Source organism: Heterorhizobium halophytocola (assembly GCF_017873095.1).
GTDB classification, from domain to species: domain Bacteria; phylum Pseudomonadota; class Alphaproteobacteria; order Rhizobiales; family Rhizobiaceae; genus Allorhizobium; species Allorhizobium halophytocola.
Genome location: NZ_JAGGJU010000005.1, coordinates 230,651 through 253,805 on the forward strand (window position 1 = coordinate 230,651; position 23,155 = coordinate 253,805).

The window sequence follows — 23,155 nt, forward strand, 5'->3', positions numbered from 1 at the left end:
GGCGGGTGCCACAAAGGCAGCGCCTCATCCGTCAAAACCGATGACCCTGCGCCGCGTTCGCCTCTGCGCGTCCGCCCCGTACCCCGGCATGAGGATACCGGTCGAGACAGACCTAGTTGGACGTGGCCGCGTCGTCGCCGCCCGGCTGCCCGTCGACTACGTCGTCATTGCTGTTGCGCTCCTTGACCAGGCGGCGCCAGCGCTGGACGTTTTCGTTGTGCTCCTTGAGCGACGAAGCAAACACATGGCCACCCGTGCCATCGGCGACGAAATAGAGATCGTCGGACTTCCACGGCTGGGCAACGGCCTCCAGCGCCGCCTTGCCCGGATTGCAGATCGGGCCGGGCGGCAGGCCCTTGATCACATAGGTGTTGTAGGGCGTCTCTTTCTTCAGGTCCGACTGGTAGATCGGACGGTCGGAAGGCTTTCCGTCGCCGCCGAACAGGCCGTAGATGACCGTCGGGTCCGATTGCAGCCGCATGCCCTTGTTCAGCCGGTTGAGGAAGACCGAGGCGACATGGGCACGCTCGTCGTCCTTGCCGGTTTCCTTTTCGACGATCGAGGCGAGGGTGACGAAATCATTCTTGTCCTTGATCGGCAGATCCGGGTCGCGGCGGGCCCAGACGTCATCGATCAACTTGGCCTGGGCGGCCAGCATCTGGTCGACGATCTCGGCGCGGGCGGTGCCGCGGGTGAACTTGTAGGTATCCGGCCGCAGGGTGCCTTCCGCTGGCACATCCTTCGGCATCGGGCCTTCCAGCATCGTATCGCCGGTGAGCTTCAGGAAGGTCTGCTTGACGGTGAGGCCTTCCGGCATGGTGAAGGCATAGAGAATCGACTTGCCCGACTGCAGGAGATCCATCACCTCCTTCATAGAGGCATGCGCCTTGACCTCGTATTCCCCGGCCTTCAGCGTCTCGCCGTCCTGCTGATAGCTGGCGGTGACATAGCGGAAGATACGGGCATCGCTGACGATGCCGCTGCGCTCGAGGTTGCCGGCGATTTCGGCCAGGCCCGCGCCGTTGCGAACGACGAAATGGGCATTGGTGGCGAGCGGGCCGTCTGCCTGATAGGTGCGCATCACATAATAGAAGCCGATGACCGCGATGACGCAGACCCCGACCGCAAGGCTCATCAGGAAGTTGAGGAAGATGACCAGCTGGCTGTGGGCCCGACGCGACCGACGCGGCGGCTGCGGTACCTTTTCCGGCCGCAGCGCCTCCTTCGGCGATTTGGGCAGGACCGGCCCCTGGCCCGATGCCCTGGACTGACGATTATCTCCCGGAAACTCGTTCTGACTGCTGTCGGTCACCAAACGTCCTCTTCATTCCTTTTCGCAACGCTGTCTGGCGGAGCATTGCGGCAAAATACGGGTTCCGGCCCGGCGGGGCCGTCCGACACGCCGGGGACGAAGACACCCTTTGACCTCAGCCCTCGTAGCGCTTCAGGACGAGCGAGGCATTGGTGCCGCCGAAGCCGAAGGAGTTCGACAGGGCGACATTGACCTCGCGCTTGCGCGCGGTGTGCGGCACCAGATCGATCGCGGTCTCGACATCGGGATTGTCGAGATTGAGCGTCGGCGGAACGACGTTGTCGCGAATGGCCAGCGCCGAGAAGATCGCCTCGACGGCACCGGCTGCACCGAGCAGGTGGCCGATGGCCGACTTTGTCGACGACATCGAGATGCGGCTTGCGTTATCGCCGACCAGACGTTCGACCGCGCCAAGCTCGATCGTGTCGGCCATGGTCGAAGTGCCGTGCGCGTTGATATAGTCGATATCGGCAGCCGTCAGGCCGGCGCGCTTCAGCGCCATGGTCATGCAGCGATAGGCGCCGTCGCCGTCTTCCGACGGTGCGGTGATGTGGAAGGCGTCGCCGGACAGGCCATAGCCGACGACCTCGGCGATGATGTTAGCGCCACGCGCCCTGGCATGTTCCAGCTCTTCCAGAACGACGATGCCGGCACCCTCGCCCATGACGAAACCATCACGGTCGCGGTCATAGGGGCGCGATGCCTTTTCGGGCTCGTCGTTGCGGTCGGTAGACAGCGCCTTGCAGGCGGCGAAGCCGGCCAGGGAAATGCGGCTGATCGGCGATTCGGCGCCGCCGGCGACCATCACGTCGGCATCGCCGAGCGCGATCAGGCGGCTTGCGTCACCGATTGCATGGGCGCCGGTCGAACAGGCCGTGACGACGGAATGATTGGGGCCGCGCAGCTTGTGGCGGATCGAAACCTGGCCGGAGATCAGGTTGATCAGGCGGCCGGGAATGAAGAACGGGGAAATGCGGCGCGGGCCCTTGTCGCGCAGCGTATAGCCTGCCTCGACGATGCCCTCGATACCGCCGATCCCCGATCCGATCAGCACGCCGGTGGCGATCTGGTCTTCCTCGGTCTGGGGATGCCAGTTGGCGTCGTTGAGCGCCATGTCGGCCGCGGCCATGCCGTAGATGATGAAGGGATCGACCTTGCGCTGTTCCTTCGGCTCCATCCAGTCGTCGGCATTGAAGGTGCCGTCGGAACCGTCGCCAAAGGGAATGCGACAGGCGATCTTTGCCGGGAGATCCTCGACCTCGAAATCGGTCACGCGCTGCGCGCCGCTTTGACCGGACAAGAGACGCGACCACGTCACTTCGGTTCCGCATCCAAGGGGAGATACCATGCCGGTACCCGTGATTACGACTCGCCTCATCGCTCGCGACTTCCCAGACTTATCTTCAAGAGCTGCACATAAAACAGGAAGGCCCGCCAGAGCGGGCCAGAAGGAACGGGTGAGATCACCCGCCCCTGTCTCTGTCGATCAGAACGATCAGGCCTGAGCCTTCTCGATGAACTTGATGGCATCGCCAACAGTCAGGATCGAGTCTGCTGCATCGTCGGGAATCTCGACGCCGAATTCTTCTTCGAAGGCCATGACCAGTTCGACGGTGTCGAGCGAATCCGCACCCAGATCGTCGATGAAGCTTGCGCCTTCGACAACCTTGTCGGCATCAACGCCAAGGTGATCTACAACAATTTTCTTTACGCGTTCTGCGATATCGCTCATGTCGGTTTCCTCGACCTTTATCAAAACAAGAGAACCGTGATGGCCTCTCTGCCTGTTTCCTACCGGAATAAGGCGAAATTACCCTATTGCGGCAAACCCGTTCGGCCCCTCGGGAAACGCGACAAAGACGTGCAAAAATACGCCTGTCGCCTGTTTCAAAAGGGGCGACTGCTCACAGTCATGGCCCGCTTAACATGGTTTAGTCCCGGCGCAAAGCCAGAAAATAAACCGTTTGGATACCCTCAACACCCAATTCAGCCAAGGTGGTTAAGGGTCGCGGGGCCCTCCCTCAGATCATCGCCATGCCGCCGTTGACGTGCAAGGTCTGGCCGGTGACATAGCTGGCTTCGTTCGACGCCAGATAGACGACCGAGGATGCGATCTCGCTGCCGGTGCCCATCCGCTTCATCGGGATGGCGCCCATGATGGCATCCTTCTGCTTGTCGTTGAGCTTGCCGGTCATCGCGCTTTCGATGAAACCCGGTGCCACGCAGTTGACCGTCACGTTGCGGGCGGCGATTTCCTGGGCGAGCGACTTGGAAAAGCCGATCATGCCGGCCTTGGAGGCGCAGTAATTGGCCTGGCCCGGATTGCCGGTGACGGCAACGATCGAGGTGATGTTGATGATCCGGCCGAAACGGCGGCGCATCATCGGATGGGTCAGCTCGCGGGTCAGGCGCATGGCGGCGGTCAGATTGACCTCCAGCACATTGTCCCAGTCCGCATCCGACATCCGCACGAACAGGCCGTCCTTGGTGATGCCGGCATTGTTGACCAGGATGTCGACGCCTTCGAGCTCGGCTTCCGCCTTCTCGCCGAGCGCCTTGACCTCGTCACGGTCCGACAGGTTGGCCGGGAAGATCTTCACCCGGTCGCCAAGTTCTGCGGCCAGCGCTTCCAGCTTTTCCACCCGCGTGCCATGCAGGCCGACAATGGCGCCCTGGGCGTGCAGCTGGCGGGCGATTTCTTCACCGATACCACCGGTTGCGCCGGTGACGAGAGCCTTGCGGCCGGTCAGGTCAAACATCTGTTTCATCCTCTGTTCTGTCGAGGGCCTCAGCCCACAAGCGCGCCGAGCGCAGCTTCGATATCCTCTGGCGAATTCACGGCAGTCCCCGTGACGTTCTTGTCGATCCGGCGGGCAAGCCCGGTCAGCACCTTGCCGGAACCGATCTCGTAGAGCGTGGTGACGCCATTCGCGCCGAACCATTCGATCGTTTCGCGCCAGCGCACCTGGCCGGTCACCTGTTCGACCAGCAGGTCGGCGATCAGGCCGGCGTCGGAGACGGGCGCTGCCCGGACATTGGCGATTACCGATACCGCGGGATCGCTCTTGGCGACCTTGCCGAGGGCTTCGCGCATGGCAATTGCGGCCGGGCCCATTAGGGCAGAGTGGAAGGGTGCGGATACCGGCAGCATGATGGCGCGCTTGGCGCCCTTTTCGGACGCCATCGCTGCCGCCTTCTCGACGGCCGCCTTGGCGCCGGAGATGACCAGCTGGCCGCCGCCATTGTCGTTGGCGATCTGGCAGGGACCGACCGCGGAGGCCTCGACGCAGATGGCTTCCACGTCGCCATGCTCAAGGCCGATGATCGCCGCCATGGCCCCCTCGCCCACCGGCACGGCCGCCTGCATGGCATTGCCGCGAATGCGCAGCAGCCGCGCGGTATCGGCAATCGAGAAGGTACCGGCGGCGCAGAGGGCCGAATATTCACCGAGGGAGTGGCCGGCAACGAATGCGACCTTGTCCTTGAGCGAAAACCCGCGCGCTTCCATCACCCTGACGACGGCAAGCGAGACGGCCATCAGCGCCGGTTGGGCGTTGGCCGTGAGGGTCAGCTTGTCTTCGGGCCCGTCGAACATGACAGCCGAGAGCTTCTCGCCGAGCGCATCGTCGACTTCCTGAAACACGGCGCGCGCTTCCGGATAGGTCTCCGAAAGCAGCTTGCCCATGCCGACCGACTGGCTGCCCTGGCCCGGAAATGTAAATGCAACACTCATGGGATATAGTCCTTCCCTTGGCTTTTTTGCCTTCCCATTCACGTTCCGGCCCGTGAAGTCAAGGGATGAACCGGGCAAGAGACCCCTGGGTCCCCCACTTCCATGGCGGTTTTCCGGCTTTTTCTCAGCCTTTTACCAGTTCGACGCTGTCACGGCCGAAGCGGCTGACCACGCGTCCGATCAGGCCGAACATGCCGAGGCCGGCCAGCAGGAAGGCGATCGACGGGACAAGCAGGTTCGGCTCCTGCTGCTTGGTCAGGTTGGAGCGGATGCCGCTGTCGAGCGGATCGCCGACCATGTAATAGATCTCCACGGCGGCATCACCGCGCAGGCTGCTCGGATCGCCTGGGTCCGTCATGGCGTCCAGCGCCGCAAGCGCGATCCGGTCGCGCCCGCCGGTCACCCGGCCGCCGTCGGCGATGAAGCGATAGTCGACCTCGGCAAGATGCGCGGTGGAGAAGTCCCAGGTCCTTTGCTGACGAACGCTGGCGCTGATCACTTCCGCCGTCACCGACTTGCCGTCGGAAAGCAGACGGCGCGCGTGCTGCGAGACCTCGCGCTCCTGCAAAAACAGGTAGCCGCCGGCCCCGGCACCGGCAAGAACGGCAAGGCTCATCCGCATCTTCATGGATGTCTTCACGCGCCATCCCTTCCAAACTCAGAACTAACATACTAGGACTTACTGTTTCTTTAGAGCACCCAGCCCGGAAAAAGGAAGTACCCTACGTCAACTTCGGCGCCAAACCGCGTTTCGGGCGCCGCCCTGGCGGGGCTACATGCCCTGACAACAAACGGTATTTACCATCGCAACGAGTTTCCTGCGACAATTCAAGAGAAGGTCCATCGATGAAGTACAAAACCCTTGGCCGCACGGATATTTCCGTATCGGAGATCTGCCTCGGCACCATGACCTGGGGCAGCCAGAACACGCAAGCCGACGCCTTTGCGCAGATGGACTATGCCTTGTCTGAAGGCGTCAACTTCTTCGACACGGCCGAACTCTATCCGACGACACCGGTTTCGCCGGAAACCTTTACCGATACCGAAAAGCTGATCGGCAACTGGTTCGCGAACAGCGGCAAGCGCTCCGAGGTCGTGCTGGCAACCAAGGTGTCCGGCCCGGGCCGCCCCTATATCCGCGAGGCAAAACCGTTGACCGGTGCCGTCGTGCGCCAGGCGGTCGACGAAAGCCTCGCACGGCTGAAGACCGACTATATCGACCTCTACCAGATTCACTGGCCGAACCGCCCGCACTTCCATTTTCGCGGCAATTGGGGCTTCGATGCCAGCAAGCAGGACCGGGAAAAAGCCGCCGCCGACATCGCGGACATCCTGCAGGGGCTCGGCGATTGCGTGAAGGCCGGCAAGATCCGCGCCGTCGGCCTGTCGAACGAGACCACCTGGGGCACGCAGAAATATCTGTCGCTGGCCGAGGCAAGCGGCCTGCCGCGCGTCTCCACCGTGCAGAACGAATACAATCTGCTCTACCGGCACTACGATCTCGACATGGCCGAAATGTCCCATCATGAAGATGTCGGGCTGCTCGCCTATTCGCCGCTGGCAGCCGGTCTGCTGACCGGCAAATATCTCGACGGCGCCCGGCCCGCCGGTTCGCGCGGATCGATCAACGAAAACCTCGGCGGCCGCATGGTGCCCAGCCAGGAACCGGCCACCCGGGCCTATGTCGCGCTTGCCCGCGCCCACGGCCTCGATCCGGCACAGATGGCGCTCGCCTTCTGCTGCACGCGCCCGTTCATGGCCTCGGTCATCATCGGCGCCACGACGATGGACCAGCTGAAGACGGATATCGGTGCCGCCGACGTCACGCTGTCGAGCGACGTGCTCGACGGCATCGCCGCGATCCACCGCCAATACCCGCTGCCGATGTAATTGCACGCGTCGGCCGCTCTGGTCTGCGCCGCGGGCGACCTTGCAGAAGGGCGCCCGTTTTCGCTTGCAGAACCGGTTTCAATTCCGTCTGATGACAGCGTGCGCTTGCGCGCAACAGGCCCAAGATGGGCCTGCGCCGGCGGCACCCCGTCAGTCGACCGTTAAAAATCCGTCAAAATAAAGTAAAGAGCGACCGCGGCCGGCACTTGCCTTTGACTGTATTACAGCACAGTCGAATACTTCTCCCCAACGATCAACGAAGGGAGAGGACCATGCATCACGGCGCCAAGAATTTCGAGATCACCGCACCCCGGTCTCGCTTCTACCAGGGCAGTTTCGGAAGACTGTTTCCCGACCTGCCGCCGTGGAAGCCGAAACTGGACAGCGACACCGCAGCGGCTCTGGAAGCGTTCGCGCTGGACGTTTCCGAGCGACTGATGACCGACGAGGGCGAAGCGGACAAGGATTCCGCCATACCCTCCGGCTATGTCTATTTCGGCCAGTTCGTCGACCACGACATCACGCTCGACGTGACGCCGCTGAGCGACGCGGAGGCGGACCCGAACCGGCTGCAGAATTTCCGCACGCCGCGGCTCGATCTCGACTGCGTCTACGGGCTCGGTCCCGACGCCCAGCCCTATCTCTACGACAAGACCAAGGGCTTCAACGGCAAGCTCAGGGTGGAGCATATTCCCGACACCCGCTTCTTCGACCTGCCGCGCCTGTCGCGCGCCAGCGGTGCACAGCAGACGGCGCTGATCGGCGATCCGCGCAATGACGAGAATGCCCTGGTCGCACAGGTGCAGCTGGCCTGGATCCTGTCGCACAATGCGCTGGTCGATGCGGCGCTGGAGCGCGGCTACAGCGGCAGCGACGCCTTCGAGAGGGCTCGCAAGTCACTGAAATGGCTCTACCAATGGATTGTCTGGCACGACTATATCAGCCGCATCTGTGCGCCCGAAATCCACGGCCATGCGATGAAGCGCGTGGAATCACCGGGGGGACGTCACAGCTGGGAACTTGGCTACAAGGACGTCTACAACTGGAAATCCAGCCCCTATATGCCGGTCGAATTCTCGGTCGCGGCCTATCGCTACGGCCATTCGCTGGTGCGGACCGAATACCAGACCAACATCATCCACGGCTTCGGCAACAATACCCCGACCTTCTCGGTGGAGGACGACAATCTGCGGGGCTTCCGTGCGCTCGATGTCGACCGGGTGGTACAGTGGGACTGGTTCCTGCAAATGACGTCCTCCGCGCCCGGCATATTCCCGCAATTCGCCCGAGGCTTCGACACCAAGCTGTCCAAGGCGCTGCGGCATCTTCTGGAAGACCCGGACGAACCCGGCAATCCGACGCGGATCCTCAACGTCCTGGCCGCGCGCAACATCGTGCGCGGCGTGCGTCTCGAACTGCCGGCCGGCACCGACGTGGCCAAGCTGCTGAATGTGAAGCCGATCGCGCTTGGCGACGACGAGCCGGATGCTCTCTGGTACTACCTCCTGAAGGAAGCAGAGACAGACCGTGCCGAAAACCCGAGCGGCGGCGGCAGCCAGCATCTGGGCAGCGTCGGCTCGATCATCGTCGCCTCGACCTTCGCCGGCCTGCTGAAGGGCGATCCGATGTCGTTCATCAACCTGCAGCCGGGCTGGCAGCCGGACGACGACGAATTGCTGCAGGCAATCAACGAGACGCGCACCAATATCGGCGGTGATCCGCTGACCGTCGATGCGAAGGGCCAGCCGAATCCCTGGACGCTCGCCTCGATCATCCGACTGGCCGGCCTTCCGGTCGATGCCAATATGGTGACCGAACTCGGCCAACCGCCGTCGCCGCAGCCGACGCAGGACCTGGTGACCGCGCGCGGCCTGAAGGCGGGGGCCTCCCGCTGACATCACAACAATGCCTCTCTGCTGTGTAGTAACGCCTGCGTTCCCTGCCTCACCCGCGGCTCTCCGATGCTCCCGAAAAGCTCGGATCCGCGGGATTTTTTTCGGCATCGGCACAAGGATAGATCGCATTCGGACGGCGAATTTAAGCCGGTCTTAAAATATGAATGCGAACGTGGCGGCAGTCGCGTTTTCGCGGGCCGCCCTGCCCGCGCCAGGGGCCGTGCCGTCATGACCGTCATCAACGCCTTCTATCGGAATGCCAATGCCGTTTCCTATGCCGATCAGCTGTTCGGCAACGGCCAGCAGGCGCCTGGGACCGGCTTTGGGCAGAGCAGCGGCACCGCGCTGAACGGTTATGTCGGCAATGCCGCAGCCGATCGGGCCCTCGCGCGGATCGTCGAAATCCTGAGCCTCGGCCCGGATGCCGGCGATGCACCCGCCGTCTCAGAAACCATGGGCTATGTCACGGGCGCGGCCGGCACGGATGGCGACGACACGATGACCCTGACCGGGCGCGGCATCAACGATCTCAATGCCGGCGCGGGCAACGACAGGATCACGGCGAAATCGGCCTCGATCACCAATATCGCCGGTGGCGGCGGCAAGGACACGCTGCAGCTGAGTGCGGCCTTTGTCGGCGGCATCGACGGCGGCGCGGACGACGACGAGATCGGCATCATCGGCAAGCTGGCCCTCGACATTGCAGGCGGGGCCGGAGACGACACGATCAAGATCGCCGCCGACACCATTATCGGTGCGGACGGCGGCGACGGCGACGACACCATGACCCTCGAGGGCACGCGCATCTTCGCGTCCGGCGGCCGTGGCAACGATACCGTCACCATCCGCCAGAAGGGCAGCGACGCCTATGCCGAATATGCCTTTGCCGCCGGAGACGGCGAGGATCGGATCAACACCGACGGTCCGCTTGCAATCCGCTTTACCGGCATCGCGCCAGACGCGCTGACAGTCACCCGCAGCGGCGACACGCTGACGGCCTCCGTCGCTGGCTCGAACGACAAGATCACCGTCACCCTCGACGGCGGGCAGGATGCGACCTACAGTCTCGTCGCCGACGAGGGCGGTTATGTGCTGAAGGTCGGCTGGGCCGACACGGCCCTTTAAGGCGTGCACCCCTTGCCTTTCGCCGGAAAATCCGTATAAGCCGCACATCGCATCAGACCCGGTCATCTGGCTGGTGGCTGAACGGAGGGCCGGTTCGGGCAACCGAACCGCAGGAACCACAAGGGTTCCGGCCTCCCGTGTCTCCGCTCTCGACCGTCTCGATCACACTGGCTTTTCTTGCGCCGCTTGCGGCACCAAGAGCAGTCGCTGAGGCTTAGCGCCGGACCCGGGTTCGCGAAAAACGCAAGAAAGGCAAAGCTTACAATGGCTCTTTACGAACATGTATTCCTTGCCCGGCAGGATATGTCGTCTCAGCAGGTTGATGCCCTCGTCGAACAGTACAAGGGTGTCCTCGAAGCTAACGGTGGCAAGGTCGGGCGCATTGAAAACTGGGGCCTGAAGTCCCTCACCTACCGCATCAAGAAGAACCGCAAGGCTCATTACGCCCTGATGGACATCGACGCTCCGGCGGCCGCTGTTCATGAAATGGAGCGTCAGATGCGCATCAACGAAGACATTCTTCGTTACATGACCATCGCAGTCGAAGCTCACGAAGAAGGCCCGTCGGCCATGATGCAGAAGCGCGATCGCGACGATCGCCCGCGTCGTGACGGCGACCGCCCCGACCGTGGCCCGCGCCGTGACGGCGACCGCCCGGACCGTGGTCCCCGTGATGGTGACCGCGCCGACCGTGGTCCCCGTGAAGGTGGCTTCGAACGTCGTCCCCGCGAAGATCGCGCTTAAGGAGTATTGACCATGGCTGATATGGCTCGTCGTCCGTTCCACCGCCGTCGCAAGACATGCCCGTTCTCCGGCGCAAACGCACCGAAGATCGACTACAAGGACGTTCGTCTTCTGCAGCGCTACATTTCCGAGCGCGGCAAGATCGTTCCGTCCCGCATCACGGCCGTTTCCCAGAAGAAGCAGCGCGAACTCGCCAAGGCGATCAAGCGCTCGCGCTTCCTCGGCCTGCTGCCTTACGTCGTTTCCTAAGCGACGTCAGTGAATGACGGGATCCGCCTCCAACGGGCGGATCCCTTTTCCCTTCCGCGGTGGGCGCGGATCGGCAACCCCCAAGGACCGCCTGAGGGCGGGCTTGAAATCCCAGGTTGGGGAGCGGACCAGACGGTGGTCCCGACATTCCCCTAACTGCTTGAAGAGCAGGACAGCGACGTGACGACACTGGATGGAAAATCGCTGATCACCGGCATGTTTGCCGGGTTGACCGCCGCGCTTCTTGCGCTCGGCGCCAGCATTCAGCCGTCCTTTGCCTCCCTTCTTTACGCCGCATCCGCCCTGCCCGTGCTGATCGTCGCGCTCGGCCGCGGCAATGCCGCTTCGCTTGCCGCCATCGTCAGTGCCGCCGTCATCTCGGCCGTGGCCATCTCTCCTGTGTTTGCCGCCGGCATGGCGGTCTTCACCCTGCTGCCCGCAGGCTGGCTCGGCCATCTGGCAAGCCTTGCGCGGCCGGCAACCGAAATCGGCGGCCCCGACGACCAGATCGCCTGGTATCCCTTGTCCGACATGATGATGCATCTGTGCGGACTGGTCTCGATCGGCGTCGTCCTGCTCGGCTTCATGATCGGTTACGGACCGGACTTCGTGGCGGAGATCGTCAAGGCGGTGGCCGACGTCGCTTCGACCGAAGACGCCAAGCTGATGACCGATCCGGTCAGCCTGGAACAGTTGAAGGGCATGCTGCTCGTGCTGCTGCCGGCCGCCCAGGGTGCCACCTGGGTGATGATGCTAACGGCCGCCTATTATATCGCAACGCGCATCGTCTCGTCTTCCGGCCATGCCAAGCGCCCGCGCGAAAGCATGCCGGCAGCGCTGCGGATGAACCGCCAGTCGCTGGTGGTGTTCATGGCCGGCATCATCGCCGCCTTCCTCAATGGACCGGTCGGTCTGGTGGGGGCGGTGCTTTGCGGCACGTTCAGTGCCGGCTTTCTGATCGCGGGCTTCGCCTCGCTGCATTATCGCACGATGGGCAAGGACTGGCGGCTGCCGGCCCTCATCATCGTATACCTGTCGGTGCTCTTCGTGCTGCCGGTATTCGCGATCCTCATCCTCGGTCTCGCCGACACCCGGCGCACCGTTGCCCTGACACCGGTCCGCAAAGGCGGCACCGGCCCGAACGAACCCAAACCAGACACAGACAACGAACACGAAAGGTAATAGTCATGGACGTCATTCTTCTTGAACGCATCGCCAAGCTCGGCCAGATGGGCGAAACCGTAAAGGTTCGCGAAGGCTATGCACGCAACTTCCTTCTGCCCCAGGGCAAGGCACTGCGCGCCAACGCCGCCAACAAGACCCGCTTCGAAGCCGAGCGCGCGCAGCTGGAAGCCCGCAACCTCGAGCGCAAGTCCGAAGCCCAGACGGTTGCCGACAAGCTTGCCGGCAAGTCCTTCATCATGGTGCGCGCCGCTGGCGAAACCGGCCAGCTCTACGGTTCGGTTGCTGCCCGCGACATCATCGAGGCCCTCGGTACGGAAGGCTTCACCGTCGGCCGCAATCAGGTCGAGCTGAACCATCCGATCAAGGCCATCGGCCTGCACACCGTCACGCTGCACCTGCATGCGGAAGTCGAAATCGAAATCGAGCTGAACATTGCCCGTTCGGCTGAAGAAGCCGGCCGTCAGGCCAAGGGTGAGGACCTCACCTCGGCCGACGCCATCTACGGCGTCGACGAAGACGCACTGCGTCCGGAAGACTTCTTCAACCCGGATGCCGACGAAGACGACGACGACTTCCGCGGCGAACGCGCACAGAGCGACGACGCTGCCGAAGGCGAAGAAGAAGACAACGCCTAAGTCATCTACGGGCGTTTATCGAAAAAACCCGGAGCGGCACGCCGTTCCGGGTTTTTTATTGCCTTCGGGCTGCCCTTTGTTCACGACGCCGGGGCGGCGGCATCGGGCTCGGCCGCCTTGTCGATGCGCACGACCACCGACAGGCCGGGCGACAGGTCGGTAATCGCCGCCTGGCCCGCGTCTAGCCTGATGCGCACGCCCAGCCGCTGGGCGATCTTGACGAAATTGCCGCTCGCATTGTCCGCCTTGATGACGGAGAACTCCGACCCGGTTGCGGGCGAGAAGCGCTCGATATGGCCTGTCATCTTGCGATGGCCGAGCGCATCGACCACGATCGATACCGGCTGGCCGACCTTCATGCCTGCGACCTGGGTTTCCTTGAAATTGGCGATCACCCAGACATCGTGCGGAACGATCGCCATCAGTTGCGTGCCGGCGGTCACATATTGTCCGACCCGCACCCCGACCTCGCCGACCTTGCCGTCCCGGGGGGCACGGATTTCGGTGTTGGAGAGATCGATCTTTGCCAGTTCGACCGAAGCCTGCGCGTTGGAGACGGCCGCCTCCAGCGAGCCGCGGGTGACGATGATCGTCTGCAGGTCCTGGCGGGACACCTCGACGGCGGCCTTGGCCTGGGCAAGCGCCGCCTTAGCCTTGTCGAGGGCGGCATTGGCCTCGTCGCGGCTGCTGGTGGTCCCGGCACCGCTCTTGATAAGACTGTCCTGACGTTGGGATTCGAGCTCGGCCAGTTTCAATGCGGCCTTGGCACTGTCGACGGCCGCCTCATTCGACGCGATCGTGGCCTTGGCCGAGGCTTCCTGCTGGTGCGAATTGTCGAGCGATGCCTTCTGCGTGTCGAGCGTCGCATTGGCCTGGGCGAGCTTCTGCTCATAGGTGCGGTCGTCGATCTTGGCCAGCAAGGCGCCCTTGGCGACTTCCTGATAGTCCTTGACCGGCACAGCGACCACATAGCCGCTGACCTGCGGGCTGAGCGTGGTCACATAGCCGCGCACATAGGCATTGTCGGTCATCTCGACAGAGGTGGCAAAGGGCGGCAGACGCCAGGCATAGAGCACAAGGCAGATGCCGATTGCGCCGCAGACAAGGACGATAAGGGTGAGAGGGGTGAAAATCTTCTTCAGCATGGGGGGAACTCTTGGGGGTCTTCAATTTTGCGAGGGAATGGCCGCGGCCACGTCACGTTCGGAGACCAGCGCTCTTGCACGCTTCCAGCCGAGATGCAGGACGAGGAAGACAGCGGACGCTGCCGCAACCATCGAGATGAGAAGGAAAGTGTCGGTATAGGCCAGCACATAGGCTTCCTTGGTGACCTGGGCGGAGAGGGTCGAGAGACCTTCCGCATTGAGCAGGGTCGTGTCGGGAAGCACTTTCTTGTAGGCGGACGCCAGCTGGCTGACCCGCAGTGCCACCTCCGGGCGGCTCAGCATGATGCTCTCGACCAATGCGCTGGAGTGAAACTTTTCGCGGATCGTGACGAAGCTGCCGAGCACCGCCGTCGTCAGCATGGAGCCGGTGATCTGGGTGAACAGGAAGATGGCGATGAAGTTGACGAGATAGGGGTAGCCCCGGCCGATCGCCGCGGCAAAGCCCTTCGACATCACCGGTGGCAGGAACATGGCCGCCCCGAAGGCGATCAGCCCCTGGCTCAGATACATCTGCTCGGGCCGGGTGAGATTGCTCGCACCGCTGTCGAGGAAGGCCCCGATGGCGATGAAGATCAGCGCCAGCACATGCGCCGTCTCGGTGAACCGCGAACTCATCAGCACCGCGCAGAACAGGGCACCGATGACCGAGGCCGCAAGCACGATGGCCCAGAGAACCCGTTCCTGGTCGTTCTGCATGCCCATCTGCTGCAGGAAGCTGACGGTCGTCGAGGACTGCTCGGAGGCAACCGCGCGAAACACCAGCAACACCACGGCCATATGCATGTTGTCATAGGTAAAGATCCAGCGCAGATCGAGCATCGGATTGTCACGGTGCAGCTCGATCACCGTCAGGAGGGTGAGGAAACCGATGGCCGCGGCGAGGAACAGGCCGAGCCACCAGGTCTCGGTCCACCAGTAGAACCGGCCAAGCGTGAGGAATACGGCAAGCGCGCCCATGCCGCAGGCAAGCAGGCCATAGGAAAGGATATCCAGCCGCTCGATGACCTGCATGCGCGGCGGCGGGGTCAACGGCAGCAGATAGATCGCCGGCAAGACGGCAAGCGCCAGCCCCAGTTCGAGCATGTAGAGCGCATCCCAGCCGCCGATCTGCAGCAGGTCCGGCGAGACCATGCGGGCGATCGGTGCCGCCAGAAGCGTGCCCATCAGGGCGATGCTGAGACCCTGGTTGAGCTTCTTCTCAACCGGGAAGGCTTCCAGAACATAGAGAAAGCCGAGCGACGACAGGGGTGCGGCGGCACAGCCGGAGAGGAAGCGCACGACCAGAGCCGAATGCAAGTCGTCGACGAAGAGATTAAGGCCGGACGCCACGACGAAAACCAGAATGCTGCATTGGGCGAAGAACCGCAGGCCGAACTGGATGCGCACCTTGAACAGCGCGATCGACAGCGTCGCATAGGGCGCCATATAGGCCGCCGAGAGCCACACGACCTCGGCGAGCGTGGCGGAGAACTGGCCCTGCAACTGATAGAGATTGGCGTTGACGATGTTGAGGCCCATGCCCTGGGTGATGAAGAACATCATGCCCGACAGGATGTAGATGGCGCGCAGCCACCAGTATCTGAGCGCTGGAGACGGCGGCGGGGCCGCGGCCGGCACCTCGTGCAGGGAAACCGCCGCATTGGCAGCCTCCGGCAAGGGCCGCTCCTCGCGATCCTCGATGAGCGCCACGGAATTATTCGCCATGATCGCGCCCTTCCCCGGATGCCGCGAGCAGCCCGGCCGTCATCCGCTGGGTCAGCCTGCGCAGCGTCGCGAGTTCCTTGTCGCTGAGCTCGCGCATCATGTCGGCCCGAAAATCCGCGATCAGCACATTCGTCTTGGCGGCGGAAACCATGCCGTCCTCGGTCAGGGAAATCTGCTTGATCCGGCGATCGGTCTCGCAGATGCGGCGTTCGATCAGGCCCTGCTGCTCCATCGAATCGAGAAGGCGAACAAGCGTCGGCGTCTCGATGTCGAGAACGGCGGCAAGCTCTCTCTGCGTCATCGCATCGGTCTGCGACACCGAATGCAGCAGCCGCGCACGCGCCAGCGTCAGGCCCTTTTCGGCCACGATGGCATCGAACCGGGCCCTGAGCTTGCGGGTAAAGCCGGTCAGTTCGTAGATGACGTCTCGCTGCAGTTCCTGTCGTGACATTTTCTGACAACCATTAGGTAGCTAATTATTTGCTGCCTATATATTTGTCTGCGAGGAATTTTGCAAGGACGCGACTCGCAAGACAGATATGCGTCCGGCGATTGGCAAAATCCGAAACACGCGTGGCCGAAGAAAATTTGGCACACCCTGTGGATTAGGTTGGATAACCCGAAAAGCCGTTTGGAAGCGGCAGGCGGTCGAACCGGGTGTTGACTTGACGGGCCGCGGGCTGCAAACCGGGGAAAATCGCCACCCAAAGAGAAGTTGCAGACGACCGTCATGAACGATGCCGTTCGAAAACTAGCGTCCGCCGACCAGAGCAGCGAGCCGCTCTACCGCGAAGCGCCGAACAATATCGAAGCGGAGCAGGCCCTGCTCGGCGCGATTCTCGTCAACAATGACGCCTATTACCGCGTCTCCGACTTCCTGAAGCCCGAGCACCTCTACGAGCCGCTGCACCGGAAGATCTACGAGGTCGCGGCCGACATCATCCGCATGGGCAAGACCGCCCATCCGGTGACGATCAAGACCTTCCTGCCGGCCGACGAGAAGGTCGGCGAGATCACCGTCGCGCAATATCTGGCGCGCCTGGCCGCCGATGCCGTCTCGATCATCAATGCCGAGGACTATGGCCGGGCGATCTACGACCTGGCGCTGCGTCGCTCGCTGATCCAGATCGGCGAGGACGTCGTCAACATCGCCTATGACGCGCCGCTCGACATGCCACCGCAAAGCCAGATCGAGGATACCGAACGCCGGCTTTTCGCGCTGGCCGAGACCGGCCGTTACGACGGCGGCTTCCAGTCGTTCAACGACGCCGTGGCGCTTGCCGTCGACATGGCCGGCGCCGCCTTCGAGCGCGACGGCCATCTGTCCGGCATTTCGACCGGCATCAATTCGCTCGACAGCAAGATGGGCGGCCTGCAGCGCTCCGACTTGATCGTGCTGGCCGGACGCCCGGGCATGGGCAAGACCTCGCTTGCCACCAATATCGCCTGGAACATCGCCGCCTCCTACGAGCCGGAAGTGCAGCCGGACGGTTCGTTCAAGGCCAAGAACGGCGGCGTTGTCGGCTTCTATTCGCTCGAAATGTCCGGCGAGCAGCTCGCCACCCGTATCATGTCCGAGCAGACCGAGGTCTCCTCCTCGAAGATCCGCCGCGGCGACATTTCCGAGCAGGAATTCGAAAAGCTGGTCGGCTTCTCGCAGACCATGCAGAAGGTGCCGCTCTATATCGACCAGACCGGTGGTATCTCGATTGCCCAGCTGTCGGCACGCGCGCGCCGCCTCAAGCGCCAGCGCGGCCTCGACTGCCTGGTGGTCGACTACGTCCAGCTGATGACCGGCAGCGGCAAGTCCAACGAGAACCGCGTGCAGGAAATCACCGCGATCACCACCGGCCTGAAGGCGCTCGGCAAGGAACTGAACGTGCCGATCATCGCCCTCTCGCAGCTGTCGCGTCAGGTGGAAAGCCGCGAGGACAAGCGCCCGCAGCTCTCCGACCTTCGCGAATCCGGTTCGATCGAGCAGGACGCCGACGTCGTGCTCTTCGTGTTCCGTGAGGAATATTACGTCCAGGGCCTGGAGCCTCGCGATATCGGCGATCCGAAATATGCCGAGTGGGAAGCCAATATGGACCGCGTCCGCGGCACCGCCGACGTGATCATCGCCAAGCAGCGTCACGGACCGACCGGCACCGTCAAGCTCGCCTTCCAGGCGCAGTTCACCCGCTTTGCCGATCTCGCCGATCCGAGCTTTACCGAATATCAGGAACCCTGATCCGGCTTGAAACGCCCGCCGCCAGGTGGGCGTTTCTGCATTCTGGCCGGCGACGTCAAAGTCCGGCGGCGCGCAGCACCGCGATCGTCAGCACGCCAAGGGCTGCCGCCGGCAGCAGCGACAGACGCAAGGCTGCGATGGCCGTCACCGCGCAGGCGAGCGTCTCGGCCAAGCCTTCAGACAGGGCGACGGGTGCGACCACCGCCATCAGGACGGCCGGCGGCACGACACCCAGCGCTTTCTGCGTCTTGTCTCCCAGCGTCAGCCGCCGCACGATCCAGGCACCGGAAAAGCGCGTGAACATGGTGGCAGCCGTCATGGCAAGGATCGCGGCGAATGTCTGGGGATCGAAACTCATGCGGTGACCTCAGCGTTTGCGCGCCCCTTGCCGCGTGGCACGAAGGCAGCCGCCAGACCGGCAAGCGCGCCGGCGGCGATATACCAGGCGCCTGGCAGCAGATGATGCGCGGCCAGGGAGGCGGCGGCGCTGGCTGCCAGCACCAGCCCCGTCTGCCGTCCTTGCCAGAAGCCCATCAGCAGGACGATGAAGACGGCCGGGAAGGCAAAGTCGAGGCCATAGACCGTGACGTCGCCGACGACCGCACCGAAGATCGCACCCGCAAGCCCGGAGCCGATCCATCCCAGATAGAAGGGCAGTGCCAGCCCCAGATAGAAAAGCGGGGTCAGCGGCATCCGCCTCGCCCTTGCCTCCGCCATGGCCCAGATCTCGTCGGCGAGCACGAAATAGGTCGGGATCCTATGCCATGGTCGGAAGAGCGCGAGGCTGCGTTCCAGCGAGGCACTCATCAGCACATGGCGCAGATTGACGAGCAGCGCTGCAAATCCAAGCGCGCTCCAGGAGGCCGGATGGGTCCACAGATCCATGGCGACGAATTGCGATCCGCCGGCAAAGACCATGGCGCTCATCGTCGCGGTCTCCATCGGGGCAAGCCCCTTGCTGCTGGCGACCGCCCCGAAGACGAAGCCGATCGGCAGGGCGGCGCAGAGCAGCGGCAGAATGGCGCGAAAGCCTGCCAGCAGTTCGCGTGATGATGTGGATTTGAACATGAGGACCTCCAGTGGAAGGTCGTCCTATCCGCTCCGCAGTTCGCCGTCTTGAACGAAAGTGAGCCGTCAGCCGGCGCGAAACACGGCGGGCGTCAGGCCGGTGCGCGCCTTGAACTGGCGCGTCAGATGCGCCTGATCGGCAAAGCCGCAGGCCAGTGCCGTATCGCTGGGCGTGGCGCCTGCCCGCAGCAGCCGGCGCGCATGGCGGATGCGCAGATCCGTCTGATAGGCATGCGGGGTGATGTAATACTGCTTGGCGAAGGCGCGGATCATGTGGGCGCGGCTGAGGCCGGCCACGCGGCTCAGGCTTTCCAGACCGACATCCTCGGCAAAATGCGTCGCCAGATAGTCGTGCACGCGGCGCATGGCCAGCGGCTCGTCATGATCGGGAGGCCGAATGATGGTGCTGCCGTGCCGGGCAAACATGCTGGCGAGCACGCCATACATCCCCTCCTCGCCTTCCAGGGTCGATATCCCCTCCTCGATCGTTCGATGCGCCCGGTTGAACGCATCTGCCAGCGGCGCGTCGGTCAGCAATTGCCGGGCAAAGCTCGGCGAGCCGTTGAACGCCCTGCCGGTCACGTCCTCGATGATCTCGGTCAACACCGCGGTATCCGGGTAGATCATCCGGTAGCGATAGCCTTCCGCGACGCCCGGCTGCCCGTCATGCACCTCTCCCGGATTGATCAGGTAGAGCGCGCCGGGCCCGGTCGCCTCGCGCGCGCCGCGGATCATCGCCACCTGGCAACCGCGCTCGATCGCGCCGATTGAAAAGGTGTCGTGCGAATGCGGCGGAAAGGCATGGGTGATGAACGAGGCCGCGAGGCATTCCATGTCGTGAAAACGGCCATCGCGCCAGAAGCGTGTCTGCTCCCTGGTATGGAGCGGCATTTCCTGTGCGGCCTGTTGCTGCGAAACATTGTGCATGGCCGTAGATTATCCGGCTTCACCCTTAACGTCTTGAAGAAAAGTGATAGGGTCCGGCCGGTCAATTCGCATTTTCCAAGATCCGGACCCGCCCATGCCCTTCGCCATCGATCCTGCCGTTGTCACCGAAGAATTCGAAAGCGCACCGCTCCGGCTGACGATCGATCTTGGAGCGATTGCAGACAATTGGCGGGACCTGGCGAAACGGTCGGGAAGCGCGCGCACGGCCGGCATCGTCAAGGCGGACGCCTATGGACTGGGCATCGAGGATGTCGGCCAGACGCTCTATCATGCCGGCGCGCGGGATTTCTTCGTCGCCTTGCCCACCGAGGGCGCGACGCTGCGCCCTTATGCACCGGAAGCGCGGATCTTCGTGCTCGCCGGCATCTGGGCCGGCCAGGAGCAGATCTTTTTCGACAACGACCTCGTGCCGGTGATCTCGTCCGAAGAGCAGCTTGCCTTCTGGATGTCGGTGCTTTCCGAGCGCGGCGAGCATCCTTGCGCGCTGCAGGTCGATACTGGTTTCAACCGCCTTGGCCTGCGCCCCGAGGACGCGCTGGCGCTGGCCGGCGACGTGTCGCGTCCGGCAAGCTTCGCGCCCGTGCTGGTGATGAGCCATCTCGCCTGCGGCGACGACCAGGCATCGCCGATGAGCCATCGGCAACTGGAGAGCTTCCGCACGGTCAGCACCGCCTATGACGGCATCGACGCCAGCCTCTCGGCCTCGTCCGGCATCTTTCTCGGGCCCGACTATCACTTCGACCTGACGCGACCGGGCATCGCGCTTTACGGCGGCGAGGCGCTGAACGGCGTGGCGAATCCGATGCGGCCGGTGGTCAAGGCAGAAGCCCGGATCCTGATGCTGCGCGACGCGAAGGCCGGGGAAACGGTAAGCTACGGCGCAACGCAGACGCTTGCGCGCGACAGCCGGCTCGCCGTCGTCTCGGCCGGCTATGCCGACGGTTTCCTGCGCAGCAATTCGGGCGCCGGCGTGCCGCTGCGCCAGGCCGTACAGCAGGGCGGTACCGGCTTTGTTTCCGGCACGCGCGTTCCGATCGCCGGCCGCGTCACCATGGACATGACGATCTTCGACGTGACCGACCTCCCGCGCGACGCGATCCGGGCGGGCGACTATGTCGAACTCTTCGGCGACAACATCGCACTCGACGACGTCGCCCGCGCCGCCGGCACCATCGGCTACGAGATCCTGACAAGCCTTGGCCTGCGCTATGAGCGGGCCTATCTCGAAGGCGAGATCTGACGCCGACGGCTTTCTCTTGGAAGCTGGATTTGCCTGTGCTATACGAGAACAAAAGGAGATCGAAATGACCGAGATCCGTCTCAGTGAACAGGACAGGGCCTTTGTCGGAGGTGAGATCGGCAGGGGCAGCTACAGGACGCCGGAAGAGGTCGTCTCGGCCGGATTGCAGCGTCTCGCAGCGAAGACGAGATGCTTCGCCAGATGATCGCCGAAGCCGATGCCCAGATCGCCAGGGGTGAATACAAGACCTTCACCTCCGCCGATGAATTGATCGATTCGATCATCGAGCGGGGGTGCAGAGATTAGACAAAAAGAGCTGATCTACGCCCCCGCTCGCCGACCAGAATCTGCTCGACATATTCACTTTCATCGCGGCGGAGGATCCGAATACGGCTGCCCGTTTTGTCGGCGATCTCGTTCGGAAGATAGAATGGATGCGCTAACGGGCTTTCCGGGCGTGCCGCGCGACGGACTGTCCACGGGGCGGAAGGCCCTGCCCTATCGCCGGCGCTGCATCTACTTCCGCACAACCGAAACGCGGGGAACGATCCTGCGCATCTTTCACGGGGCCCACAACGTGTCGCCCCAGGATTTCCAGCAAAACGACTGACATACATGGCAAAAGCAAGAACCCAATTCATCTGCCAGAACTGCGGCACGATCCATGCCCGCTGGGCGGGCAAATGCGACGGCTGCGGCGAGTGGAACACCATCGTCGAGGAAGACCCGATGGGCGGCATTGGCGGCGGCCCCGGCAAGACGCCGAAAAGGGGCAAGCCGGTGACCCTGACCGCGCTCTCCGGCGAGATCGAGGAGGCACCGCGCATTCCAACCGGCATGGCAGAACTCGACCGTGCCACCGGCGGCGGCTTCGTGCGCGGGTCTGCCGTGCTGATCGGCGGCGATCCCGGGATCGGCAAGTCGACGCTGCTGATGCAGGCGGCAGCCGCCCTGTCTCACAAGGGCCAGCGGGTCATCTACGTCTCCGGCGAAGAGGCCGTGGCCCAGGTCCGCCTGCGCGCCCAGCGCCTGGGCGCCGAGAAGACCGACGTGCTGCTTGCGGCCGAAACCAATGTCGAGGATATCCTCGCCACCATCTCCGAAGGGCGGCGGCCGGACCTGGTCATCATCGATTCCATCCAGACGCTGTGGAGCGACACCGCCGACAGCGCGCCGGGCACGGTGACCCAGGTGCGCACCGGCGTGCAGGCGATGATCAAGTTCGCCAAGCAGACCGGCGCCACGATGGTGCTGGTTGGCCATGTCACCAAGGAGGGCCAGATCGCCGGTCCGCGCGTGGTCGAGCACATGGTCGACGCGGTCCTCTATTTCGAGGGTGACCGCGGCCATCACTACCGCGTGCTGCGCACGGTGAAGAACCGTTTCGGCCCGACCGACGAGATCGGCGTCTTCGAGATGTCCGACAAGGGGTTGCGCGAGGTCGCCAATCCCTCCGAACTGTTTCTTGGTGAACGCAATGCCAAGGCCCCGGGTGCGGCCGTGTTTGCCGGCATCGAGGGCACCCGCCCGGTGCTGGTCGAGGTGCAGGCGCTGGTTGCACCCACGTCGCTCGGCACGCCACGCCGCGCCGTCGTCGGCTGGGACTCGTCGCGCCTTGCGATGATCCTTGCCGTGCTCGAGGCGCATTGCGGCGTCAGGCTCGGCCAGCACGACGTCTACTTGAATGTGGCAGGCGGCTATCGCATATCCGAGCCTGCCGCCGACATAGCTGTGGTTTCCGCCCTTGTTTCCTCGCTGGCCGGGCTTGCCCTTCCTGCAGATTGCGTCTATTTCGGCGAAGTCAGTCTGTCGGGCGCCATCCGCCCGGTAGCCCACACCGCTCAGCGGCTGAAGGAGGCCGAGAAACTCGGCTTTTCCGCCGCCGTCCTGCCGGCCGGCTCTGCAGAGCTGCCGAAGGGCGTCATGTCGCGCATGAGTGAGATCGAGGGCCTGCCGGATCTGGTGGCGATGATCGCAGGCTCACGGTTGAAGGCCGAGGCGAACGGGGACGATTGAACCCGGGCCTCAGGG

The 23,155-nt window shown here is 63.5% G+C and carries 24 protein-coding genes; 12 read left to right on the top strand and 12 right to left on the bottom strand.

Features of this window, described 5'->3' with window-relative positions:
* Nucleotides 1-112: 112 nt before the first annotated feature.
* From mltG to J2Z17_RS10890, 6 genes are all read right to left on the bottom strand, one after another.
* Entirely contained in the window at nucleotides 113-1,312 is a 1,200-nt protein-coding gene (gene mltG / locus J2Z17_RS10865; RefSeq protein WP_209944791.1) for an endolytic transglycosylase MltG, read from the bottom strand.
* A gap of 115 nt (nucleotides 1,313-1,427) precedes the next feature.
* Nucleotides 1,428-2,690 (bottom strand): beta-ketoacyl-ACP synthase II, encoded by a 1,263-nt coding sequence (gene fabF, locus J2Z17_RS10870; protein ID WP_209944793.1) that lies wholly within the window; start codon nucleotides 2,688-2,690, stop codon nucleotides 1,428-1,430.
* 117 nt (nucleotides 2,691-2,807) lie between these two features.
* Nucleotides 2,808-3,044 carry an acyl carrier protein gene (locus J2Z17_RS10875; RefSeq protein ID WP_141147342.1) on the bottom strand — a complete coding sequence of 79 codons (237 nt, stop codon included), beginning with the start codon at nucleotides 3,042-3,044 and terminating at the stop codon, nucleotides 2,808-2,810.
* A 289-nt stretch (nucleotides 3,045-3,333) separates the two neighbouring features.
* On the bottom strand, nucleotides 3,334-4,071 hold the full coding sequence (gene fabG, locus J2Z17_RS10880) for a 3-oxoacyl-[acyl-carrier-protein] reductase (protein WP_209944796.1): 738 nt from the start codon (nucleotides 4,069-4,071) through the stop codon (nucleotides 3,334-3,336).
* Between the two features lie 29 nt (nucleotides 4,072-4,100).
* On the bottom strand, nucleotides 4,101-5,045 hold the full coding sequence (gene fabD / locus J2Z17_RS10885) for an ACP S-malonyltransferase (protein WP_209944798.1): 945 nt from the start codon (nucleotides 5,043-5,045) through the stop codon (nucleotides 4,101-4,103).
* A 124-nt stretch (nucleotides 5,046-5,169) separates the two neighbouring features.
* Nucleotides 5,170-5,685 (bottom strand): DUF3592 domain-containing protein, encoded by a 516-nt coding sequence (locus J2Z17_RS10890; protein ID WP_209944800.1) that lies wholly within the window; start codon nucleotides 5,683-5,685, stop codon nucleotides 5,170-5,172.
* Nucleotides 5,686-5,891: 206 nt separating this feature from the next.
* On the opposite strand from J2Z17_RS10890, the gene J2Z17_RS10895 reads away from it, so the two are divergent.
* From J2Z17_RS10895 to rplI, 7 genes are all read left to right on the top strand, one after another.
* Entirely contained in the window at nucleotides 5,892-6,935 is a 1,044-nt protein-coding gene (locus J2Z17_RS10895) for an aldo/keto reductase (protein ID WP_209944802.1), read from the top strand.
* 272 nt (nucleotides 6,936-7,207) lie between these two features.
* The gene (locus tag J2Z17_RS10900; protein WP_209944804.1) at nucleotides 7,208-8,830 is read left to right on the top strand and encodes a peroxidase family protein; all 1,623 of its coding nucleotides are present in this window, start codon (nucleotides 7,208-7,210) and stop codon (nucleotides 8,828-8,830) included.
* A 228-nt stretch (nucleotides 8,831-9,058) separates the two neighbouring features.
* Nucleotides 9,059-9,955 carry an RTX toxin gene (locus tag J2Z17_RS10905; protein ID WP_209944805.1) on the top strand — a complete coding sequence of 299 codons (897 nt, stop codon included), beginning with the start codon at nucleotides 9,059-9,061 and terminating at the stop codon, nucleotides 9,953-9,955.
* A 264-nt stretch (nucleotides 9,956-10,219) separates the two neighbouring features.
* On the top strand, nucleotides 10,220-10,699 hold the full coding sequence (gene rpsF, locus J2Z17_RS10910) for a 30S ribosomal protein S6 (RefSeq protein ID WP_209944807.1): 480 nt from the start codon (nucleotides 10,220-10,222) through the stop codon (nucleotides 10,697-10,699).
* A 12-nt stretch (nucleotides 10,700-10,711) separates the two neighbouring features.
* Entirely contained in the window at nucleotides 10,712-10,948 is a 237-nt protein-coding gene (gene rpsR / locus J2Z17_RS10915; protein ID WP_209944809.1) for a 30S ribosomal protein S18, read from the top strand.
* A 180-nt stretch (nucleotides 10,949-11,128) separates the two neighbouring features.
* Nucleotides 11,129-12,130 carry a DUF2232 domain-containing protein gene (locus tag J2Z17_RS10920; protein WP_209944811.1) on the top strand — a complete coding sequence of 334 codons (1,002 nt, stop codon included), beginning with the start codon at nucleotides 11,129-11,131 and terminating at the stop codon, nucleotides 12,128-12,130.
* Nucleotides 12,131-12,135: 5 nt separating this feature from the next.
* Nucleotides 12,136-12,768, top strand: coding sequence for a 50S ribosomal protein L9 (gene rplI / locus J2Z17_RS10925; protein ID WP_209944814.1), 633 nt, complete (start codon nucleotides 12,136-12,138; stop codon nucleotides 12,766-12,768).
* A gap of 80 nt (nucleotides 12,769-12,848) precedes the next feature.
* Here rplI and J2Z17_RS10930 read toward each other — a convergent pair whose 3' ends face one another.
* From J2Z17_RS10930 to J2Z17_RS10940, 3 genes are read right to left on the bottom strand one after another with little or no spacing between them, the layout of a single operon-like run.
* On the bottom strand, nucleotides 12,849-13,913 hold the full coding sequence (locus J2Z17_RS10930) for an HlyD family secretion protein (RefSeq protein WP_209944816.1): 1,065 nt from the start codon (nucleotides 13,911-13,913) through the stop codon (nucleotides 12,849-12,851).
* Nucleotides 13,914-13,934: 21 nt separating this feature from the next.
* The gene (locus J2Z17_RS10935; protein WP_377300026.1) at nucleotides 13,935-15,638 is read right to left on the bottom strand and encodes an MFS transporter; all 1,704 of its coding nucleotides are present in this window, start codon (nucleotides 15,636-15,638) and stop codon (nucleotides 13,935-13,937) included.
* Nucleotides 15,628-16,089: a MarR family winged helix-turn-helix transcriptional regulator gene (locus J2Z17_RS10940; protein WP_209944818.1), complete on the bottom strand. Its 462-nt coding sequence runs from the start codon at nucleotides 16,087-16,089 to the stop codon at nucleotides 15,628-15,630. Before J2Z17_RS10940 ends, J2Z17_RS10935 begins: the two co-directional genes overlap by 11 nt.
* Nucleotides 16,090-16,368: 279 nt before the next feature.
* Between J2Z17_RS10940 and J2Z17_RS10945 the strand changes: the two genes are divergently transcribed.
* On the top strand, nucleotides 16,369-17,868 hold the full coding sequence (locus tag J2Z17_RS10945; protein WP_209944820.1) for a replicative DNA helicase: 1,500 nt from the start codon (nucleotides 16,369-16,371) through the stop codon (nucleotides 17,866-17,868).
* Nucleotides 17,869-17,923: 55 nt separating this feature from the next.
* Here J2Z17_RS10945 and J2Z17_RS10950 read toward each other — a convergent pair whose 3' ends face one another.
* The 3 genes from J2Z17_RS10950 to J2Z17_RS10960 form a co-directional block, all read right to left on the bottom strand.
* Nucleotides 17,924-18,226 carry an AzlD family protein gene (locus J2Z17_RS10950; RefSeq protein WP_209944821.1) on the bottom strand — a complete coding sequence of 101 codons (303 nt, stop codon included), beginning with the start codon at nucleotides 18,224-18,226 and terminating at the stop codon, nucleotides 17,924-17,926.
* Nucleotides 18,223-18,936: an AzlC family ABC transporter permease gene (locus tag J2Z17_RS10955; RefSeq protein ID WP_209944823.1), complete on the bottom strand. Its 714-nt coding sequence runs from the start codon at nucleotides 18,934-18,936 to the stop codon at nucleotides 18,223-18,225. Before J2Z17_RS10955 ends, J2Z17_RS10950 begins: the two co-directional genes overlap by 4 nt.
* Nucleotides 18,937-19,002: 66 nt before the next feature.
* Nucleotides 19,003-19,863, bottom strand: coding sequence for an AraC family transcriptional regulator (locus J2Z17_RS10960; RefSeq protein WP_209944825.1), 861 nt, complete (start codon nucleotides 19,861-19,863; stop codon nucleotides 19,003-19,005).
* 94 nt (nucleotides 19,864-19,957) lie between these two features.
* Here J2Z17_RS10960 and alr point away from each other — a divergent pair, with 94 nt between their 5' ends.
* The 4 genes from alr (at nucleotide 19,958) to radA (ending at nucleotide 23,140) form a co-directional block, all read left to right on the top strand.
* Nucleotides 19,958-21,124 (top strand): alanine racemase, encoded by a 1,167-nt coding sequence (alr, locus tag J2Z17_RS10965; protein WP_209944827.1) that lies wholly within the window; start codon nucleotides 19,958-19,960, stop codon nucleotides 21,122-21,124.
* Between the two features lie 64 nt (nucleotides 21,125-21,188).
* On the top strand, nucleotides 21,189-21,329 hold the full coding sequence (locus J2Z17_RS10970; RefSeq protein ID WP_209944829.1) for a hypothetical protein: 141 nt from the start codon (nucleotides 21,189-21,191) through the stop codon (nucleotides 21,327-21,329).
* A 225-nt stretch (nucleotides 21,330-21,554) separates the two neighbouring features.
* Nucleotides 21,555-21,734, top strand: a complete 180-nt coding sequence (locus J2Z17_RS10975) for a type II toxin-antitoxin system RelE/ParE family toxin (RefSeq protein ID WP_209944830.1) — start codon at nucleotides 21,555-21,557, stop codon at nucleotides 21,732-21,734.
* A gap of 5 nt (nucleotides 21,735-21,739) precedes the next feature.
* Nucleotides 21,740-23,140: a DNA repair protein RadA gene (gene radA, locus J2Z17_RS10980; protein WP_209944832.1), complete on the top strand. Its 1,401-nt coding sequence runs from the start codon at nucleotides 21,740-21,742 to the stop codon at nucleotides 23,138-23,140.
* Nucleotides 23,141-23,155 lie beyond the last annotated feature (15 nt).

Coding starts and splice junctions, on each gene's coding strand:
- J2Z17_RS10905 (WP_209944805.1), top strand. CDS start 9,059: ATGACCGTCATCAACGCCTTCTATCGGAATGCCAATGCCGTTTCCTAT.
- J2Z17_RS10950 (WP_209944821.1), bottom strand. CDS start 18,226: ATGAGTTTCGATCCCCAGACATTCGCCGCGATCCTTGCCATGACGGCT.
- J2Z17_RS10895 (WP_209944802.1), top strand. CDS start 5,892: ATGAAGTACAAAACCCTTGGCCGCACGGATATTTCCGTATCGGAGATC.
- J2Z17_RS10945 (WP_209944820.1), top strand. CDS start 16,369: ATGAACGATGCCGTTCGAAAACTAGCGTCCGCCGACCAGAGCAGCGAG.
- J2Z17_RS10875 (WP_141147342.1), bottom strand. CDS start 3,044: ATGAGCGATATCGCAGAACGCGTAAAGAAAATTGTTGTAGATCACCTT.
- rpsF (WP_209944807.1), top strand. CDS start 10,220: ATGGCTCTTTACGAACATGTATTCCTTGCCCGGCAGGATATGTCGTCT.
- J2Z17_RS10970 (WP_209944829.1), top strand. CDS start 21,189: ATGACCGAGATCCGTCTCAGTGAACAGGACAGGGCCTTTGTCGGAGGT.
- radA (WP_209944832.1), top strand. CDS start 21,740: ATGGCAAAAGCAAGAACCCAATTCATCTGCCAGAACTGCGGCACGATC.
- fabF (WP_209944793.1), bottom strand. CDS start 2,690: ATGAGGCGAGTCGTAATCACGGGTACCGGCATGGTATCTCCCCTTGGA.
- J2Z17_RS10960 (WP_209944825.1), bottom strand. CDS start 19,863: ATGCACAATGTTTCGCAGCAACAGGCCGCACAGGAAATGCCGCTCCAT.
- rpsR (WP_209944809.1), top strand. CDS start 10,712: ATGGCTGATATGGCTCGTCGTCCGTTCCACCGCCGTCGCAAGACATGC.
- fabD (WP_209944798.1), bottom strand. CDS start 5,045: ATGAGTGTTGCATTTACATTTCCGGGCCAGGGCAGCCAGTCGGTCGGC.
- J2Z17_RS10955 (WP_209944823.1), bottom strand. CDS start 18,936: ATGTTCAAATCCACATCATCACGCGAACTGCTGGCAGGCTTTCGCGCC.
- J2Z17_RS10935 (WP_377300026.1), bottom strand. CDS start 15,638: ATGGCGAATAATTCCGTGGCGCTCATCGAGGATCGCGAGGAGCGGCCC.
- J2Z17_RS10940 (WP_209944818.1), bottom strand. CDS start 16,089: ATGTCACGACAGGAACTGCAGCGAGACGTCATCTACGAACTGACCGGC.
- alr (WP_209944827.1), top strand. CDS start 19,958: ATGCCCTTCGCCATCGATCCTGCCGTTGTCACCGAAGAATTCGAAAGC.
- J2Z17_RS10900 (WP_209944804.1), top strand. CDS start 7,208: ATGCATCACGGCGCCAAGAATTTCGAGATCACCGCACCCCGGTCTCGC.
- rplI (WP_209944814.1), top strand. CDS start 12,136: ATGGACGTCATTCTTCTTGAACGCATCGCCAAGCTCGGCCAGATGGGC.
- J2Z17_RS10930 (WP_209944816.1), bottom strand. CDS start 13,913: ATGCTGAAGAAGATTTTCACCCCTCTCACCCTTATCGTCCTTGTCTGC.
- fabG (WP_209944796.1), bottom strand. CDS start 4,071: ATGTTTGACCTGACCGGCCGCAAGGCTCTCGTCACCGGCGCAACCGGT.
- J2Z17_RS10975 (WP_209944830.1), top strand. CDS start 21,555: ATGGATGCGCTAACGGGCTTTCCGGGCGTGCCGCGCGACGGACTGTCC.